The organism is Cupriavidus numazuensis, assembly GCF_905397435.1.
Taxonomy (GTDB): domain Bacteria; phylum Pseudomonadota; class Gammaproteobacteria; order Burkholderiales; family Burkholderiaceae; genus Cupriavidus; species Cupriavidus numazuensis.
On sequence record NZ_CAJPVI010000013.1, the window covers coordinates 92,269 to 108,699 of the forward strand.

Genomic DNA, 16,431 nt, shown 5'->3' on the forward strand with positions numbered 1-16,431 from the left:
ACACTGTACGACTGAGTCAGCCCCCAATTCCGCCATTCATGGACTTCGATGCCCTGCCGGACCTGATCCAGCGATACATGCCCACCCGGCCGTGGGCGCAGAACCTCGCCTACATGGCGATCCTGATACTGGTTGCCACCGTGGCCCAGTGGCTGGTGGCCAGGGTAGTGTCGCGCGTTGCCCACCGGCTGCTCGTGATCGCCCGCAATGGCCACTGGAGCAAGGCGCTCATGCGCCACCGGGTGTACCGGCGCTTTGGCTACGCGGTCTGGTTTGCCGTCATCACCGTGGGCGCGGGCGAGGTACCGAATATCGGGCGCTATGCGCAGGCAATCGAACGGGTAACGCATGCGGGCACGTGGATCTGCATCTTCACGATGCTGGCTGGCGCTCTCGGTGCCTGGCAGGACGTCTTTGCCGGCACCAGGCGCGCGCAGACGCGCTCGATCAAGGGCTATGTGCAGGTGGGCCGCCTGGGCTTGTGGCTGGTATGCGGCGTGCTGGTGCTGTCGATCCTGATCGACCGTTCGCCGCTGTGGATGCTGTCGGGCCTGGGCGCGCTGTCGGCGATCCTGCTGCTGGTATTCAAGGACACGCTGCTGTCGCTGGTGGCCAGCACCCAGCTCACGTCCAACGACATGCTGCGCATTGGCGACTGGATCGAGATGCCGCAATGCAACGCCGACGGCTACGTCAAGGACATCGCGCTGCATACGGTCAAGGTGCAGAACTGGGACAACACCGTGACCACGGTGCCGACCTACAAGCTGTTTTCGGAAAGCTACCGCAACTACCGGCAGATGTTCGAATCGGGCGCCCGGCGCATCAAGCGGACCTTGCGTATCGACGCCGGCAGTGTGCGCTTCCTGAGCGACGACGAAGTCCACGCGCTGATGCGCTTCCGGCTGCTGCACGACTACCTGGAACAGAAACAGTCCGAGGTCGACGAGGCCAACCGGCTGCTGATCGAAGCCGGGAGCGATCCGGTGAACCGCCGCCGCCTGACCAATATCGGCACGTTCCGCGCCTATGGCATCGCCTACCTGAAGGCGCACCCTGAAATCCATCAGGAACTGCTGCTCAACGTGCGCATGATGGAGGCAGATTCGCAGGGCATTCCGGTCGAGGTCTACTGCTTCACGCGCCTGACCGCGTGGATGGACTACGAACGCATCCAGGGCGACATCTTCGACCATCTGCTGGCGATCCTGCCCGAGCTGAGCCTGCGCCTGTACCAGGCGCCGTCCGGCGCCGACCTCAGCGGCGTGCGCCTCAACCCCGTGCTGGCCGCGGCGCAGGTCGTGGCTGCACAGGCGGCGCCGCCCGTGCAGCTATCGACGCCGATGCGGTAGCTCTCAGCCTCAGCCAGCCACGCGCGGCTTGACGCACGCGGCGGCTTCCTTCGCGCGCTGGCGCGCCGTGTCCATGTCATCGGCATAGGCCAGCGCCACGCCCATGCGGCGCTTGGCGAAGCTCTCCGGCTTGCCGAACAGGCGCACCTCGGTCTGCGGCACGCGCAGGGCCGCATCCACGCCGTCGAACACCACGCCCTCGGCGTCCACGCCGCCGTAGATGACGGCGCTGGCGCCCGGGCTCTTCAGCGCCGTGCTGACCGGCAACCCCAGGATGGCGCGCGCATGCAGCTCGAACTCGTTCTGCCATTGGGTGGCCATGGTGACCATGCCGGTATCGTGCGGGCGCGGGCTGACTTCGCTGAACCAGACCTGCTCGCCCTTGACGAACAGCTCCACGCCGAACAGGCCCTGGCCGCCGAGGTCCGACGTGACCGCGCGCGCAATGTGCTGCGCCGTTTCAAGCGCTGCAGGATGCATCGGGTGCGGCTGCCAGCTTTCGACGTAGTCGCCGCTGACCTGCACGTGGCCGATCGGGGCGCAGAACTGCGTTTCGACCTTGCCGTCAGCGCCCAGTGCGCGCACCGTCAGCAGCGTGATTTCGTAGTCGAAGTCGATAAAGCCTTCGACGATCACGCGGCCGTGGCTCACGCGTCCGCCCGCCATGGCGTAGTCCCAGGCCGCCTTGACGCCTTCGGGCCCGTCGATCTTGCTCTGACCCTTGCCCGAACTGCTCATGACCGGCTTGACCACGCACGGATAGCCGATGCCGCCATCGATCGCAGCCTGCAGTTCCTCGAGCGAGTCGCAGAACTTGTACGGGCTGGTCGGCAGGCCCAGCGTCTCGGCCGCGAGGCGGCGGATGCCTTCGCGGTCCATGGTCAGGCGCGCGGCCCGCGCGGTGGGGATCACGCGTACGACGCCGGCAGCTTCCAGCGTTTCGAGCATCGGCGTGGCAATGGCCTCGATTTCGGGCACGACCAGCTGCGGCTTTTCCGCTTCGATCAGCGCCTTGAGCTGGTCCGGGTCGCTCATGGCGATGGTGCGCGCATGGTGGGCCACCTGCTGGCCCGGTGCGTTCTCGTAGCGGTCCACGGCAATGGTTTCGACGCCCAGCCGCTGCAGCGCAATCAGCACTTCTTTGCCGAGCTCGCCGGAGCCGAGCAGCATGACCTTGGTGGCCGAAGGGGAGAGGGGGGTTCCGATGGTGGTCATGGGCGTCGTGGCTCGTGAGGCGGGGAAAGCCCGCATTGTAGTGCAGGCCGACGCCCGTTTTCACGCGTGTCCCGCCTCGGCGTCGCGGAGACAATAGTCATGCTGCTGAATTCACGGCTCGAAAAGTTTCATGACGGCACACTGCTCGCGGTGGGCATCCCGCGATACATTCGGCAACAACGAATCCAGCTCGACGCCAATCCCGCATGAGACCCGCGCCAACATCCGTCCGGAACATACTGGCTGCGCTGCTGACAGCGCTGGGGTTGTCGGCATGGGCCACGGCACAGGCGCAGGATGCGCCGCCCACGGTGGCGGCGCCGGAACGCAAGCTGTCATTCTTCGATCCCGAAGACGGCATGCTCGACGCCAGCGATTTCCTGCTCAACCACAAGGGCGCGCTGCCGGTACCAGCCATCATCACCGAACCTGCGGTGGGCTATGGCCTCGGACTCGGGTTGATCTTCTTCTCCGAATCGATGGCGGAAGCCCAGGCCAGCGCGAAGGCCTCCGGCAAGGGGCCCGCGCCGCCGAACATCACCGCGGTGGGCGGCGCATATACCGAAAACGGCACCTGGGCAGCTGGCCTCGCGCATTTTCACACGTGGGATGGCGACCGCTACCGTTATCTCGGGGCCATCGCCCAGGTGGATGCCCAGCTCGACTATTTCGGCGTATTGAACCAGGCGCGCGCCTACGAACTGCGCGGGACCTTCCTGGTACAGCAGTTCCTGGTCCGCCTTGGCGACACGCGCTGGTATGTCGGGCCGCGCTACGTGTTGTTCGATTCGTCGACCACGTTCAAGTTTGGCAACGCGCAGGAACTGGGCAGCATCGAGAAGGAACAGCGCATCGGCAAAGGCGGCATCGTCATCGACTATGACTCGCGCGACAACATCTTCTACCCGAGCCGCGGCAGCTATGCGGAATTCGAAGTGCAGCTGGCCCGTTCAGGCTTCGGCAGCACGCAGACCTTCAATATGTACAACGCGCGCGGCTTCACATGGATACCGGTGGCGCGCACGCTGATCCTCGGCCTGCGCGCCGACACGCGCTTTTCCACCGGAGATGTTCCGTTCTACGCGCAGCCTTACGTGGATCTTCGCGGCGTCCAGAAAGGCCGCTACCAGGACCGCAATGCTGTCATGGCGGAAATGGAATTGCGCTGGGATGTCACGCCACGCTGGTCGCTGCTCGGCTTTACGGGAACCGGCAAGGCCTACGGCCGCTGGCATGATTTTTCCGATGCCAGCAATGTCTACAGCGTCGGGGCGGGCTTTCGCTACATGATTGCGCGCAAGCTTGGCGTTTCCATGGGCATCGACGTGGCGCACAGCCAGGGCCAGAACGCTTTCTACATCCAGGTCGGCAGCGCCTGGCATTGAGGCGCCGCGTCGGTGCAACGCTTACGGTGCGTTGCGCTGCACGATGCGATACACCTTGCCGCTGCCCGCCGATGTGGTCGGATCGGCCAGCACATAGATCTCGCCCTGAGCATCCATGCCGAACGACAGCACGCTGCCGGGGATGGTGATGCCCCAGTCCAGCTGTTCCGCGGCCGCGTCGCGGAAGGCGAACGAGCGCAGCCAGCCGCTGCACAGGTCCGAATAGAGGTAGCGGCCGCGCAGCGGTGGCATGGCGTTGCCACGGTACACGTAGCCACCTACGACGGCGCAGCCACCATTGGCATCGTGGCTGTATTCGAGTTGCGGCAGTGTCGTCCCTTCCGGGCTGCAGGTCGGCGCCCCGAAGCAGGCCGAGCCCTCCAGCCGGTTCCAGCCATAGTTCTGGCCGCCGGACGCAGCCGTCACGACATCGATTTCCTCGCGCTGGTCCTGGCCCACATCGGCAATGTAGAGCGTGCCATCAGTGCGGTCGAATGCGAAGCGCCACGGGTTGCGCAGGCCGCTGGCCCAGATCTCGCCGCGACGCCCTGGCTGGCCCGCAAACGGATTGCCAGACGGAATCGTGTAAGGCTGGCCCTGGCTGACGTCGATGCGTAGCAGCTTGCCGAGCAGCGAGCCGAGATTCTGCGCATTGCCGGCCGGGTCACCCGTGCTGCCGCCGCCATCGCCGGTACCCAGATAAAGCATGCCGTCTGGCCCGAACGCCACCAGCCCGCCGTTGTGGTTGCTGAAGTTCGGATGCGGGATGGTGAGCAGGATCGTCGCGGCCGGGTCCGCGACATTGGCGTTCGATGCCGACACCTGGTAGCGCGCGATCGTGATGTTGCCTGACGTGTCGGTGTAGTAGACGTAGAAGCGGCCATTGGCCGCATAGGCGGGATCGAACGCCATCGACAGCAGGCCGCGCTCGCCGTCCGTCGTGGTCAGCGCGGAAATATCGAGGAACGGCGTGGCCAGCAACGCGCCGCCTTGCAGGATGCGGATGCGCCCCGCGCGCTCGACGATGAATATCCGCGGGTCATTGGTCGGTGCCGTCAGGAATACCGGTACGGAGAGCCCGCTTGCCACTTCCTGCAATGCCAGCGCGAAGGGCCGCGACGTGCCGTACGTGACCGTGACGCTAGCCGTGCCGTTGCCGACAGTGACTTGCTGCGTGGCGGGCTGGGGAAGGAAGTTCATCGAGCCGGCGAGGACATTGCCGGCCACCACGGTGTAGGTGCCGGACGCCAGGCCCGACAGCGTGGCGCTGCTGCCCAGCCGTTGCCGGAAGCCGGCTGGCCCGTTCACGGTCACGTCGCCGGCAGCGCCCGAGGGCAGGCCATTGATGACGACAGCCAGTGCGCTGGCGGGCGGCGTGCCGAAGTTGAGCGACACCTGTGCGCTGCCGCCGCAGGCTGCCAGGACGAAGGCGATCACCAGCAGGGCGGCATGCCGGATGCCGATTCGCGCACGTGTCATGAGGCGGCTCCCTTGGGGTCTCCCAAGGAAGACTAGTTCACGACGCCGTGGAAATCACACCATCACCTCACGTGGCAGCCAGCGCCGGCGGCCGCCGCTGCGTGGCCACGGCAAACGCAATTTGCGCGATGCCCGCCGTCAGCCCAAGCCCGACACCCACCTGCCAGGCCAGCGTGTACGAACCCAGCGCGTCATACACCAGGCCGCCGCCGAAGGCACCCACAAAGCTGCCGATCTGGTGGCTGAAGAACGCCATGCCGCCGAGCATGGCCTGCCAGCGCAGGCCGAAGGTCTCGCCGATCCAGCCTGCGACCAGCGGTGCCACGCCGAGCCACAGGAAGCCCATCACGGCGGCGAAGACCAGCGTGCTCGTCGGCGTTGGTGCCGACGAGAAATACCACGTCAGCGCCAGCGAGCGGATGGTGTAGATGCAGCCGAGCAGCAACAGCTTGTTGACGCGCCCGCCGGCCCAGCCGAAGAAGATGCTGCCCAGCACGTTGAAGCCGCCAATGACGCCGAGCGCCTTCGCGCTCAGCATCGGGTCCATGCCGCAGACATCGAGGTAGGAGGGCAGGTGCGTGGTCAGGAACACCAGTTGCATGCCGCAGACGAAATACGCCATCGCCATGACCAGGAACGGGACGTGGCGCAACGCGGAGCCAAGGGCCTGGCGCGCGTTGTCCTGACCGGCACCTTGCGGCACGGTCAGCGGCAGCCGGTCTACGCGGCCCGCAAACCAGGCCGCGGGCAGCATGACCAGCGCGAGCAGCACGAACGCGGCCACGCCGGTGCGCCAGCCGAACGATTGCGCCACGACCTGGCCAATCGGCGCGGCAATCAGCGCGCCCAGCGAACCGGCCCCTGACACCAGTCCCAGCACGGTGCTGCGCATGGCGGCCGGTACCGGACGTGCCGCCACGGCCATGGAGATCGCGCTGCCCGTGCAGGCCATGGACGCGCCAATGGCCACGCCGGCGCCAAGCGTGACGCCGACCAGCCCATGCGATGTCGCCAGAAGCACCAGCCCGATCACATAGAGCAGCGAGCCGCCCATCATCAGCGGCCGGAAGCCAACACGCGTGGCCCACGCACCGGCGAACGGCTGCAGCAGCCCCCACGCCAGGTTCTGCACGGCAATGGCCACCGTGAAGTCAGACACCGAAATGCCGATGTCCCTGGTCAGCGGCGGCATGAAGATGCCCAGGCTTTGGCGTAGGCCCATGGCCAGGCTCAGCATGACAGAGGCGCCCAGAAGGATGGGGAGCGCAGGGCGGAGCGCGTCGAAGCGGGATGGCACGGCGGGGTGTCTCGGGTCGTTATTGTTGTCCCGGCGGCATCTCGCGGATCGGCCTGAAGATTAAGCAGGTGCTGAATTCACCGGGTGAAGCCAGCGTAGGGGGTGGCCAGGCGGGTGTCAATGTGAAGCACAACCGCCTGGCGGGCGGGGGCGCATGTCTTGTGCGGCTATCGGCCAGGTCGCCGCGGGTGCCGCCCAAGCGCCTCACCGAAAGGCGGCCAGACAATCGCCTCCTGATCGCTCCTTGTGGACGACTGGTCAGGTCGCCGGGATAACAGGCAGCAAGATGTGCGCCGCGTATTCACCGCCGCAATGGAGGGACGTCACGCCGCCGAATCGCTCCTCGCTCCTGTCGGTCGGATGGTCGTGCAGCATCACGGAACAACCCCGCAGTTCCTTGCCGTACAGGCGGGGATGAGGGCCCGGCAGGTCATGCTGGAAGTCGGAGCCGCCCACCGTCAGCACGAGCCGGTAGCCCTTGGGAAACACGAAGCAGGTGGGCCAGATTTCGACGTGGATTTCGTAGACTTCGCCGGGCACAAGCGGCTGGAGTTCGTCGTGCGCATGCACGGGCTGGTAGGGCGTGGAAGCCTGCCGATCCAGCTTGCGATGAGACGCCCTCAGCCAGCCCTGCGTGATGGGAGCATGAGGCTCGACGGAACCGAGCACGAGATGCTCCTTCCCGTCCGGCGCAAAGGCGCGCACCGTCAGGAACAGGTCGGCATCGGCGGCGGTCGACGAGATATAGAGCGTTGCGGCCAGCGGGCCGGTCACTTCTGTGTCGCGTTCAAACGGCGCCGTGCTGAAACTTGCGTTGCCGTTGAGTCCATCGAACGACTGAATCGATGTGGCGTTCCCCGGTTCCGGCTGCAATGCAAGGGTGTCCGCGTTCAGATACATGCGGGTCCACGCGGTGCGGGCCAAAGGCCATTCGAATTCGGCGCGCTCGACGAATTTGTCCGTGTGGCGCACCTGCAGTTTGATGGGCGGCTCACGGTCCCAGCCGTTGTCTTCCCCCTTGAGGAAGTGGTCGAAGAACCGGCGCTGGAGCGCAACCCCATAGTCGGTATAGAACTCGGTCCAATGCTCCAGGCCGTGCATCTCCAGCCATTTCTGTTTCGACCCGGCCTGCAGGTACCCCTCGATGTTGCCGCGCATGTGCAAGCCCTGGCCGCCCCAGTTTCCGCACGAGAGCACAGGCACTTCGACGGCCGCCAGGTCGGCGCGTCTGCCGTCGAAGTAGTCCGCCGAGATGAGTTCCGAGCCGACCTGCATGGCATCGATGTCGACGCGGTTGGCCATCAGTTGTTCGTCGCTGAGTTCCGCCGGTCCGGAAATCGGCACGCCATTGTTGGGGTTCACATGCCCGCGGCTACCCAGGCCGTGCTGCACATTGGTCACCTGCATCGGATACCACTCCGTCATGAAGGTATTCAGGATCCCGCCGTGCCTGACGACGTCGCGGTAGAAATCGCTGAACCCTTCGAACGGGCAGATGGCCGCCAGATGCGGCGGGCGCTTTCCCGCGACGATCCATTGGCTGGCGGCGTAATAGGACACACCGGCCAGCCCGATCTTCCCGTTGCTCCAGGGCTGCCGCGCCGCCCATTCGATGCAATCGTGAAAATCCTGCGCCTCGCGCGGGGAGAACGAATCAATGACGCCGGGCGATCGGCCGGCGCCGCGCGAGTCCACGCGAATGCAGATGTAGCCCAGCGGCACCCATCGTTCCGGATCTGCAGTTTCCCAGTTCGCGTACTTGCCGCTGCTGCCCCTGAGGACTTCCGGGTGCTTCGCGGTGAGTGACTGCCATTGCGCGGGAAACCCGGCCTGGAAGGGCAGGCCCTTGGCGTAGGGTCCGTACGACATCAGCACCGGATAGCGGCCTTCCTCTTCCGGCCGGAAAACGTCGGCCCGGACTACCAGGCCGTCGTCCATGAGGATTTCGACATCCCAATCGATTTGCATGTCTGTCTCCTTGTAGCTATGTGTCAAACGTTAGAGCGTTGGAGTGTTAGAACTTCTGGCGCATGCCCAGCGCAAGGCTGGTGCCGCTGCCCTTTCCAGTGACCTTGTCGAACATCGTCAGCACGTACAGGTCCGTGCGTTTCGACAGGGCGTAGTCATAGCCGCCGGCAAGTCCGTGGCGGCGGTAGTCCGGCATGGCATCGCTGCGTACGCGCGATGACACCGCCGAGGCCAGGAGCCTGCCGCCGCCGAGCGGAATCTGTGCGCCGACTTGCAGCGTATCCGTCGACGTCGAGGCGCCGCTCGTGCTGGTGTGGGCATACTCGGTCATGAGCCGGATCTGTCGTTCCTTGCTCAAGTCGATCTCCTCCATCGTGGTTGCTTCGGTCTGGTCAAAAGGCACGGGCCGCTACGACGGTCGCGTAGTTGAGGCCGAAGCCGATGCGCGCAAAGCCGTCGCGCTCGCACCAGCCACGGAACACGACCGTATCGCCATCTTCAAGAAAGCCGCGTTGCTCGCCGTCGCCGATATCCACGGGTTGCGTCCCGGATACCGTCAGTTCGATCAACGCTCCGGCCTCGCCGGGTGTAGGGCCTGAAACGGTGCCGCTGCCAAGGAGATCGCCGGGCTGCAGGTTGCAGCCGCCCACTGTGTGATGGGCGATCATCTGCCCCAGCGTCCAGTACTGGTGCCGAAAGCTGGTATGCGTCAGCGTGCGCGGCATGCGGCCCTGCGCCAGCTGGCGCGCGCTGAGGATCGAGGCCTCGAGCCGGATGTCGAACGCGCCATGCGCAGCGTTGTCGGGGGCGTGGAGGTAGTCGAGCGGCTGCGGGCGATCCGGCACACGCATCCAGCTTTGGCGATAGGGCAGCAATGCTTCCAGGGTCACGATCCACGGGGACAACGTCGTGGCGAAGTTCTTGGCGAGAAATGGCCCGAGCGGAGGCATCTCCCACGTCTGGATGTCGCGCGCGGACCAATCGTTGAGCAGGCACAGGCCGAAGATGTGCTGCTGCGCCTTGCCCAACGGTATGGGCGTGCCACGGGCGTTGCCGATACCGATCACCGCGCCGACTTCCAGCTCGTAGTCAAGACGCTGGCAGGGTCCATACACGGGCGCGGAGCCCTGATCCGAGCGGTACTGGCCCGTCGGCCGATAAACCTGCTGACCACTGACATCGATCGAAGACACGCGGCCGTGGTAGCCGACGGGCAGCCAGTCGAAGTTCGGATTGACCTCGATGCCGAACTGGCGGCAGCAATTCACGGCGTGGTCCAGCGAGGTGTAGAAGTCCGTGTAGTCGCCGATACGTACGGGGACGGCGTGCTCGGCATCCGCCTGCGGCACGAGCGCTTCACGGACGCGCCGTTCCAGCTGGCTGCCGTCCTGCAACAGTGCAAAGAGCCCATGGCGCAGGGCCCGCCAGGCCTGCGGACCTTGTTCAAGCAGACCGTTGAGCGTTGGCGCCGCCGCGGCGCGCACGGCCCCGGCGACATGGTCCTGCAGTCCGGGCAGAGCCTGCAAGGCGGCCAGGTCGACGATCTGGTCACCGATCGCTACGCCGCCACGCCACGCTTCGGTGCTCGCTTTGCGCCGGAACGCGCCAAGCGGCAGGTTTTGCAGCGGAAAATCGGCGTCAGCGGCGTTGGCCGCGTCCAGCCAGCTGCGGCGCGATGCATCATGCGTGTGGTTCAGTTCCATGGCGATCTCACGCGGCGTTGAGGGCGTCGTCGAAGATGGCCACGGCCCGGGTCCAGCCGGCCGAGGCGCCGCGAATCTTGTGGGGGAAGCACGAGATGTAGAAGCCGCGCGCCGGCAGCGACTCGAGGTTGTGCAGCTTCTCCAGGTGGCAATAGCCGATATTGCGGCCCGCTTTATGGCCTTCCCATATCAGCGAGGCATCGTGCGTCTGCGCATACCTTTCTGCCGTATGCGCGAACGGTGCATCCCAGCTCCACGCGTCGGTGCCGGTCAGGCGGACGCCACGCTCGAGCAAATACATGGTGGCTTCGAAACCCATGCCGCAGCCTGACGAGACATAGTCGGCCTGGCCGTAGCGCTTGCCCGCACGCGTATTGACCACCACGATTTCCAGCGGCTGGAGCACGTGGCCTATGCGGGCGAGTTCGGCCTCGACATCGTCGGCGGTGACTACATAACCGTCGTCCATGCCGGTGAAGTCCAGCTTCACGCCAGGCTGGAAGCACCACTCCAGCGGCACCTCGTCAATGGTGATGGCGCGTTCTCTTTGCCCCAGCGATTCGTTCATGGTGCTGTGGAAGTGATAGGGAGCGTCCAGGTGCGTGCCATTGTGGGTATTGAGCCGAACGTGCTCGATCGCCCAGCCTTCGCTGTCCGGGAGGTCCGATGGCTGCAACCCCGGGAAGAAGGCCGTTACCTGCTCGGCCGTGGAGTGATGGGACAGGTACTCGATCCGGGGGGCGTACCCGGGCGGGTCGGAAAGGGTGTCGTTTTCCAGGTAGATCGAGAGATCGACGAAGCGGCGGGGCATGTTGGAATCCTTGATGGAGGAGCGATGGAGTAACGGGGGTTCAACTGGCATCCAGCGACGATTCGGCGCCCGCCGCGGATGCTTCAGCGCCGGCTTCCTGCGCGGCGACGGCGCCTGGCAACAGGGCCACCACGGCTGCAGACAGCAGGAACAGGCCACCACACAGTGCGATGCCCGGTGCAAAGCCGAACGCCTTTGCCGTGATGCCCAATACGAGCGGGGCGAAGGCGGAGATGCCGCGGCCGACGTTGAAGCAGAAGCCGGCGCCGGTTGCGCGGATGTGAGTCGGGTAGAGTTCGGCGAAATAGGAGCCCACCAGCCCCGCAAAGGCCATGAAGAACGCAAACACCGGTCCCAGCACGAGCAACGTGGCATGATCCGTGACGACGGTATAGACCGGCAGCATCAACCCGGAGCCGACCAGCGAAGCGATCAATGCAGGTTGCTTGCCGATGCGGTCCGCGAGCAAGCCGAAGGCGTTGTACCCGACGAACATACCGACGTTCAGCACCGCCACGAAGCTCGCCATGGCAGCCACATCGAGGCCTCGTTCCCTGACCAGGAAGGTTGGCAGCCAGGTCGACGCGCCCCAGTACGCGGACAGTGCCAGCGCAGAGGTCGTGGTCCCGAGCAACGTAATGCGCAGCATGCCGGGGGCAAACAATTGGGACAGATTCGCGCCGGCTGCGCCTTTCTTGGCGAATACACCCAGGTCTCGCTGCTGGCGCCAGGCGGCTGATTCGGGCACGCACAGCCAGATATAGACGATAGCGACAATCACGGCGGCGCCGCAGACGAGGAACAAAAGACGCCACCCATGCACGGGCAATAGCCAGGCCGCTGCCAGCGCGGCCACGACCGCGCCCACCGAAAAAGAGCTGAGAACGAAGGCCGTGGCCCGTCCGCGCTGGTGCGCTGGCCAGGTTTCGCTGACATGCGCGGCTGCCGCGCTCCAGACCCCACCCAGGCCCAGGCCGGCAAGGAAGCGCAGAAGCAAAACCTGGCGCCAGTCAGTGGCGGCAGCAATTGCCATCGTCAGCACGCCGAAGGTAATCAACGACAGCAGCATCGCCGTGCGCCGGCCCATGGTGTCGGCCAGCCTGCCCATCACCACGCTGCTCAGCCCGATGCCCAGCAGTGTGGCCGTAACCAGCAAACCGGCCTGCGCCTGGCTGATCTGCAACGATGCCGTGATGGCCGGCATGGCGATGGCAAGAATGATGATGTCCACCGCGTCGAACATGTAGCTGAGGAAGCAGCCGAGTAGCACGCGCCATTTCAGCGAGGCAGGATTGAGGGGCATGGTGAGTCTCCTGGATAGGCAGGCCGCGGGCGGGATCCGCCAGCGCTTTCTTGTGACTGTACGTACGTTCAGTTTGGAATTTCGCAAACTGTACGATCGTACAGTCAGTGAGTGAACTGGGGTAAACGCGGGTGCCGCGAGCTGTGATGTGAGGTTCGCTACAATGGCGCGTCAAGAACGACGGAGGCAGCATGGAAGGCAGGGAAGCGCGGAAGTCCGCAGCCGCGGCGGGGAGCAAGGCGCGCAAACCGGCGCAGGAGTCGCCGGTACCTGAGGCGAGCAAGCGCGAACGCGTGCTTGATGCTGCAGAGCGACTCTTTGCCGAGGGCGGCTTCGACGGCGTGTCGATGCGCGATATCGCAGCTGCCGCGGATGTCGGCCTGCCGCTGATCGTCTATCACTTCGAGACCAAGGGGAACCTGTACCGCGCGCTCTTCGAGCGGCGCAAATCGGTGTTCGAGGCGCGCGTGGCGGCGCTGCGCGAACCACTGGCGGACGGCGAAGATCCCATCGAGCACATCGCGCGGGCGTTCGTCGAGCCCGTGATGCGGATCCAGGAAACAGAAGGCGGCCTCGCCTATGCCAAGCTGGTCGCACGCGAAGCCTCGGACCCGAAAGAGGTGGAGCGTGGCATCGTGGCCGACTACTTCGACCCGTTCGCCGTGGAATTCGCCAAGGCGATCCGCAAGGCCCTGCCGGGAAACGGCACAAGCTATCCGCACTGGGCCTATCTGTTCGCGGTCGGCGCGCTGGTCATGAGCGTGTTCGACAGCCGCATCGAGCGAATCTCCGCAGGCAAGGTCAAGGCGGGCGACACGCGACGCAAGTCAGAGTATCTGGTGAGTTTTATTGCCGCAGGGATTCGCGCCGGTGCAGAGCTCAAGCCATCCACGCGTGCGAATACCTGACAATACCCGCTGGTAAAAGGGAAGCCGCGATATCACGCATGGGCAGCCGGCCAAGTCACTGCGGAGGCGCCTGGTAATCCATTGCTACAGACGTAATACGGCGAAAGATTTAAGGGCGACAGTTCATCGCATCCGATCACGGGTATTGCCTCACAATGCGTGCGAGTGTCCGCCACAAGCATGCCCATGAACGCCTTCGCCAGTTTCACCACATCACGCAGTCCGCTGAGCGGCCTGCTGCAAGTCGCCACTGTGCTCGTTGCCGTCGCCGCCTGGGCCTCACCGGTACCGGCACTCAGCCAGACCGCCTCCTCCGATGACGGCAACGAAGCGCTGCACAACATCCAGAGCAACTTCGCCCGCATGACGCCGCCGCCGCGTACGGTCGAATCGATCAACCAGGAACTGAAGGCGGGCGAAGTCAAAGCCCACGCGAGTTCCGCCGGCGGGCATCGCGGCGGCGGCCGTCGCGGCATGGGTCGACAGTCTGCGCAGCAGGGCGATAGCCGGCAGGACGGCAACGGTGGCCCCGGCACCGGAAGCGCAGAGGTTCCCGCCGACGGGCTATCTGGCAACACGGCGAGCAGCGTGAATCCGTAGATCCGTGAAGAGACATCCTGGAATGTCTCGATTCCTTCACTGCTGGCAGGTTCGGTAGCGACCGGCGCGGTGGTTATGCAATTTTCGCATAACCTTGTCTCGCCGTGCCGCTAGCCATGAAATCTCGGCATCGAACGTAGCGTTGGCGCAGCCGATTCCCTAGACTTCTTGTGGAAAGCTGAAGCCACTTTACGCGAGGAGCGCGACCATGACCGCCGGACCTTTCAGAATCGAACATGACCTTCTGGGGGACCGTGAAGTCCCTGTCGATGCCTACTACGGCGTCCATACGTTGCGCGCCGTCGAGAATTTCCCGATCACGGGCACGCCAATTTCCATCTACCCGGAACTGATCAAGGCGCTGGCCGCGATCAAGCAGGCTGCGGCGCAAGCCAACCATGAGCTGGAGCTGCTCGACCAGGCGCGCTGCGACGCGATCGTCGCTGCCTGTCAGGAACTGATGGCCGGAAAGCTGCACGATCAGTTCGTGGTCGACGTCATTCAAGGCGGCGCCGGCACCTCGACCAACATGAACGCCAATGAGGTGATCGCCAACCGCGCGCTCGAGCTGCTCGGGCATCGGAAGGGCGAGTACCAGCACCTGCATCCGAACGAACACGTCAATATCGGCCAGAGCACCAACGATGTCTATCCGACCGCGCTGAAGGTAGCGACATGGTTCGGCATCCGCGGCCTCGTGGAGGCCATGGCGGTACTGCGCGAAGCGTTCGAGGCCAAGGCCGACGAGTTCGCCCACATCATCAAGATGGGCCGCACGCAATTGCAGGATGCGGTGCCCATGACGCTTGGCCAGGAATTCAGCACGTATGCCGTGATGCTTGGCGAAGACGAGGCGCGCCTGCGTGAAGCCGCGATGCTGATCTGCGAGATCAACCTCGGCGCCACCGCCATTGGTACCGGCATCACGGCGCATCCCTCCTATGCGCCGGTGGTGCTGCGGCGGCTGCGCGACATCACCGGTATTCCGTTGGAGACGGCGCCAAACCTGATTGAAGCCACGCAGGATTGCGGCGCCTTCGTGCAGCTGTCCGGCGTGCTGAAACGCGTTGCGGTGAAGCTTTCAAAGACCTGCAACGACCTGCGGCTGTTGTCGAGCGGTCCGCGTGCCGGGCTGTGCGAAATCAATCTGCCGCCGATGCAGGCCGGCTCCAGCATCATGCCGGGCAAGGTGAATCCGGTGATCCCTGAAGTCGTGAACCAGATCGCCTTCGAGGTCATCGGCAACGATGTGACGGTCAGCTTCGCGGCCGAAGCCGGCCAACTGCAGCTCAATGCCTTCGAGCCGATCATTGCGCACAGCCTGTTCAAGAGCGTCAGCCATCTGCGCAACGGTTGCCTGACGCTCGCCGAGCGCTGCGTCAAGGGCATCACGGCAAATGAGGACCGCCTGCGCGCGACCGTCGAGAACTCGATCGGCATCGTGACGGCGCTCAATCCCTACATTGGCTATGCGAACGCAACTGCCGTCGCGCAGGAAGCGCATGCCACTGGTGGCAGCGTCTATGAGATCGTCTTGCGCAAGGGGCTGCTGTCGAAAGAGGAGCTTGACCATATCCTGCGGCCCGAGACGCTGACCCAGCCGGTGCCGCTGGATCTGCACGGGAAGTCGCACTAAAAGACCGGCCCAGGCCGTCATCCCGGGCCCCGCTGCTTATAGAGCGGGGCGAACCGCTCGCGGCGCGTCAGCCCGCACCCAGCACCCAATTGGCCAGTTGCTGCGCCTCCGCCTCCTTCAAGTTCGAATGGGGCGGCATGGGGATGCGGCCCCAGCTTCCCTTGCCCCCTTCCCGGATCTTGCGAGCCAGCTTCGCCGGGGCCTCGCTATCTCCCTTGTACTTCGCTGCGACCTCGGCGAAGCCCGGGCCCACCAGTTTGTTCTGCATGCTGTGGCACGAAAAGCAGCCGCTTTTCTCGGCGAGCGCCTGCATGTCGGGTGTTGCTCCGGCGGGCGTGGCCACCGCGCAGAGTACGGCGATTGCGGACTGAAGGGCTGCGGTCGAGAGCGTTTTGAACACGGGTGTCTCCTTGGTGGATGGAATCAGGTTCGCACTTCAGGTGCGGCATGTCAGATCAGCGGCCGGTAGCGCAAGTGCTGTGCCAATCGGCGCATGGTGGAAGACGTCTTAGGACATAGGTGCAGCGCGGGCGCGTGATCCGGGCTAGCCATAGCGCTCTGCGGCAGTGCGGGATGATCAGGCCACGACGGTCCGCGTCGTTTCGTTGTTGCGTGGCGGATCGATGCGCACGTGTTGTTGTTGCGAATTTGAACAGGTGCGGCGCGGATCTGGCTGCCTTGGCGCATGCGCGCGTCTCGCGCGGATTGGCATGGCGATTGCTGGAATACGGTGCGGCCAACGCGCCGCGGTCTGGCGCCAACCTCATACCGCGG

Annotated in this window: 14 protein-coding genes; 5 read left to right on the top strand and 9 right to left on the bottom strand. The window is 64.9% G+C overall.

The genetic code is table 11. The annotated features are described in order from the left end of the window. Positions 1-38: 38 nt before the first annotated feature. Complete coding sequence (locus KHO41_RS12610) at positions 39-1,352, top strand: mechanosensitive ion channel family protein (protein WP_211953616.1); 1,314 nt, start codon at positions 39-41, stop codon at positions 1,350-1,352. Positions 1,353-1,361: 9 nt separating this feature from the next. On the opposite strand, the gene purT is transcribed toward KHO41_RS12610, so the two are convergent. After that, on the bottom strand, positions 1,362-2,567 hold the full coding sequence (gene purT, locus KHO41_RS12615; RefSeq protein ID WP_211953617.1) for a formate-dependent phosphoribosylglycinamide formyltransferase: 1,206 nt from the start codon (positions 2,565-2,567) through the stop codon (positions 1,362-1,364). A gap of 206 nt (positions 2,568-2,773) precedes the next feature. On the opposite strand from purT, the gene KHO41_RS12620 reads away from it, so the two are divergent. Further along, entirely contained in the window at positions 2,774-3,952 is a 1,179-nt protein-coding gene (locus KHO41_RS12620) for a BamA/TamA family outer membrane protein (RefSeq protein WP_211953618.1), read from the top strand. A 21-nt stretch (positions 3,953-3,973) separates the two neighbouring features. On the opposite strand, the gene KHO41_RS12625 is transcribed toward KHO41_RS12620, so the two are convergent. The 7 genes from KHO41_RS12625 to KHO41_RS12655 form a co-directional block, all read right to left on the bottom strand. Next, entirely contained in the window at positions 3,974-5,431 is a 1,458-nt protein-coding gene (locus KHO41_RS12625) for a PQQ-dependent sugar dehydrogenase (protein ID WP_211953619.1), read from the bottom strand. A gap of 67 nt (positions 5,432-5,498) precedes the next feature. Beyond that, positions 5,499-6,668: an MFS transporter gene (locus tag KHO41_RS12630; RefSeq protein WP_211953620.1), complete on the bottom strand. Its 1,170-nt coding sequence runs from the start codon at positions 6,666-6,668 to the stop codon at positions 5,499-5,501. A gap of 318 nt (positions 6,669-6,986) precedes the next feature. Next, positions 6,987-8,696 carry a CocE/NonD family hydrolase gene (locus KHO41_RS12635; RefSeq protein WP_211953621.1) on the bottom strand — a complete coding sequence of 570 codons (1,710 nt, stop codon included), beginning with the start codon at positions 8,694-8,696 and terminating at the stop codon, positions 6,987-6,989. 46 nt (positions 8,697-8,742) lie between these two features. Then, the gene (locus tag KHO41_RS12640) at positions 8,743-9,054 is read right to left on the bottom strand and encodes a porin (RefSeq protein WP_244873813.1); all 312 of its coding nucleotides are present in this window, start codon (positions 9,052-9,054) and stop codon (positions 8,743-8,745) included. Between the two features lie 34 nt (positions 9,055-9,088). Continuing rightward, positions 9,089-10,399, bottom strand: a complete 1,311-nt coding sequence (gene fahA, locus KHO41_RS12645) for a fumarylacetoacetase (protein WP_211953622.1) — start codon at positions 10,397-10,399, stop codon at positions 9,089-9,091. A 7-nt stretch (positions 10,400-10,406) separates the two neighbouring features. Next, entirely contained in the window at positions 10,407-11,210 is an 804-nt protein-coding gene (locus KHO41_RS12650; RefSeq protein WP_211953623.1) for a cyclase family protein, read from the bottom strand. Between the two features lie 40 nt (positions 11,211-11,250). Continuing rightward, positions 11,251-12,513 carry an MFS transporter gene (locus KHO41_RS12655; RefSeq protein ID WP_211953624.1) on the bottom strand — a complete coding sequence of 421 codons (1,263 nt, stop codon included), beginning with the start codon at positions 12,511-12,513 and terminating at the stop codon, positions 11,251-11,253. 191 nt (positions 12,514-12,704) lie between these two features. Between KHO41_RS12655 and KHO41_RS12660 the strand changes: the two genes are divergently transcribed. The 3 genes from KHO41_RS12660 to aspA all read left to right on the top strand — a co-directional run bounded on the left by KHO41_RS12660 (position 12,705) and on the right by aspA (position 15,657). After that, entirely contained in the window at positions 12,705-13,421 is a 717-nt protein-coding gene (locus tag KHO41_RS12660) for a TetR/AcrR family transcriptional regulator (protein ID WP_211953625.1), read from the top strand. A gap of 186 nt (positions 13,422-13,607) precedes the next feature. After that, positions 13,608-14,021: a hypothetical protein gene (locus KHO41_RS12665; RefSeq protein ID WP_211953626.1), complete on the top strand. Its 414-nt coding sequence runs from the start codon at positions 13,608-13,610 to the stop codon at positions 14,019-14,021. 208 nt (positions 14,022-14,229) lie between these two features. Beyond that, on the top strand, positions 14,230-15,657 hold the full coding sequence (gene aspA, locus KHO41_RS12670) for an aspartate ammonia-lyase (RefSeq protein ID WP_211953627.1): 1,428 nt from the start codon (positions 14,230-14,232) through the stop codon (positions 15,655-15,657). 67 nt (positions 15,658-15,724) lie between these two features. Here aspA and KHO41_RS12675 read toward each other — a convergent pair whose 3' ends face one another. Continuing rightward, positions 15,725-15,970 carry a c-type cytochrome gene (locus tag KHO41_RS12675; protein ID WP_211953667.1) on the bottom strand — a complete coding sequence of 82 codons (246 nt, stop codon included), beginning with the start codon at positions 15,968-15,970 and terminating at the stop codon, positions 15,725-15,727. Positions 15,971-16,431: the final 461 nt, after the last annotated feature.

What these genes read in the sequence shown, in the direction of transcription:
- KHO41_RS12610 (WP_211953616.1), top strand. Translation starts at nt 39, where the DNA reads ATGGACTTCGATGCCCTGCCGGACCTGATCCAGCGATACATGCCCACC.
- purT (WP_211953617.1), bottom strand. Translation starts at nt 2,567, where the DNA reads ATGACCACCATCGGAACCCCCCTCTCCCCTTCGGCCACCAAGGTCATG.
- KHO41_RS12620 (WP_211953618.1), top strand. Translation starts at nt 2,774, where the DNA reads ATGAGACCCGCGCCAACATCCGTCCGGAACATACTGGCTGCGCTGCTG.
- KHO41_RS12625 (WP_211953619.1), bottom strand. Translation starts at nt 5,431, where the DNA reads ATGACACGTGCGCGAATCGGCATCCGGCATGCCGCCCTGCTGGTGATC.
- KHO41_RS12630 (WP_211953620.1), bottom strand. Translation starts at nt 6,668, where the DNA reads ATGCTGAGCCTGGCCATGGGCCTACGCCAAAGCCTGGGCATCTTCATG.
- KHO41_RS12635 (WP_211953621.1), bottom strand. Translation starts at nt 8,696, where the DNA reads ATGCAAATCGATTGGGATGTCGAAATCCTCATGGACGACGGCCTGGTA.
- fahA (WP_211953622.1), bottom strand. Translation starts at nt 10,399, where the DNA reads ATGGAACTGAACCACACGCATGATGCATCGCGCCGCAGCTGGCTGGAC.
- KHO41_RS12650 (WP_211953623.1), bottom strand. Translation starts at nt 11,210, where the DNA reads ATGCCCCGCCGCTTCGTCGATCTCTCGATCTACCTGGAAAACGACACC.
- KHO41_RS12655 (WP_211953624.1), bottom strand. Translation starts at nt 12,513, where the DNA reads ATGCCCCTCAATCCTGCCTCGCTGAAATGGCGCGTGCTACTCGGCTGC.
- KHO41_RS12660 (WP_211953625.1), top strand. Translation starts at nt 12,705, where the DNA reads ATGGAAGGCAGGGAAGCGCGGAAGTCCGCAGCCGCGGCGGGGAGCAAG.
- KHO41_RS12665 (WP_211953626.1), top strand. Translation starts at nt 13,608, where the DNA reads ATGAACGCCTTCGCCAGTTTCACCACATCACGCAGTCCGCTGAGCGGC.
- aspA (WP_211953627.1), top strand. Translation starts at nt 14,230, where the DNA reads ATGACCGCCGGACCTTTCAGAATCGAACATGACCTTCTGGGGGACCGT.
- KHO41_RS12675 (WP_211953667.1), bottom strand. Translation starts at nt 15,970, where the DNA reads ATGCAGGCGCTCGCCGAGAAAAGCGGCTGCTTTTCGTGCCACAGCATG.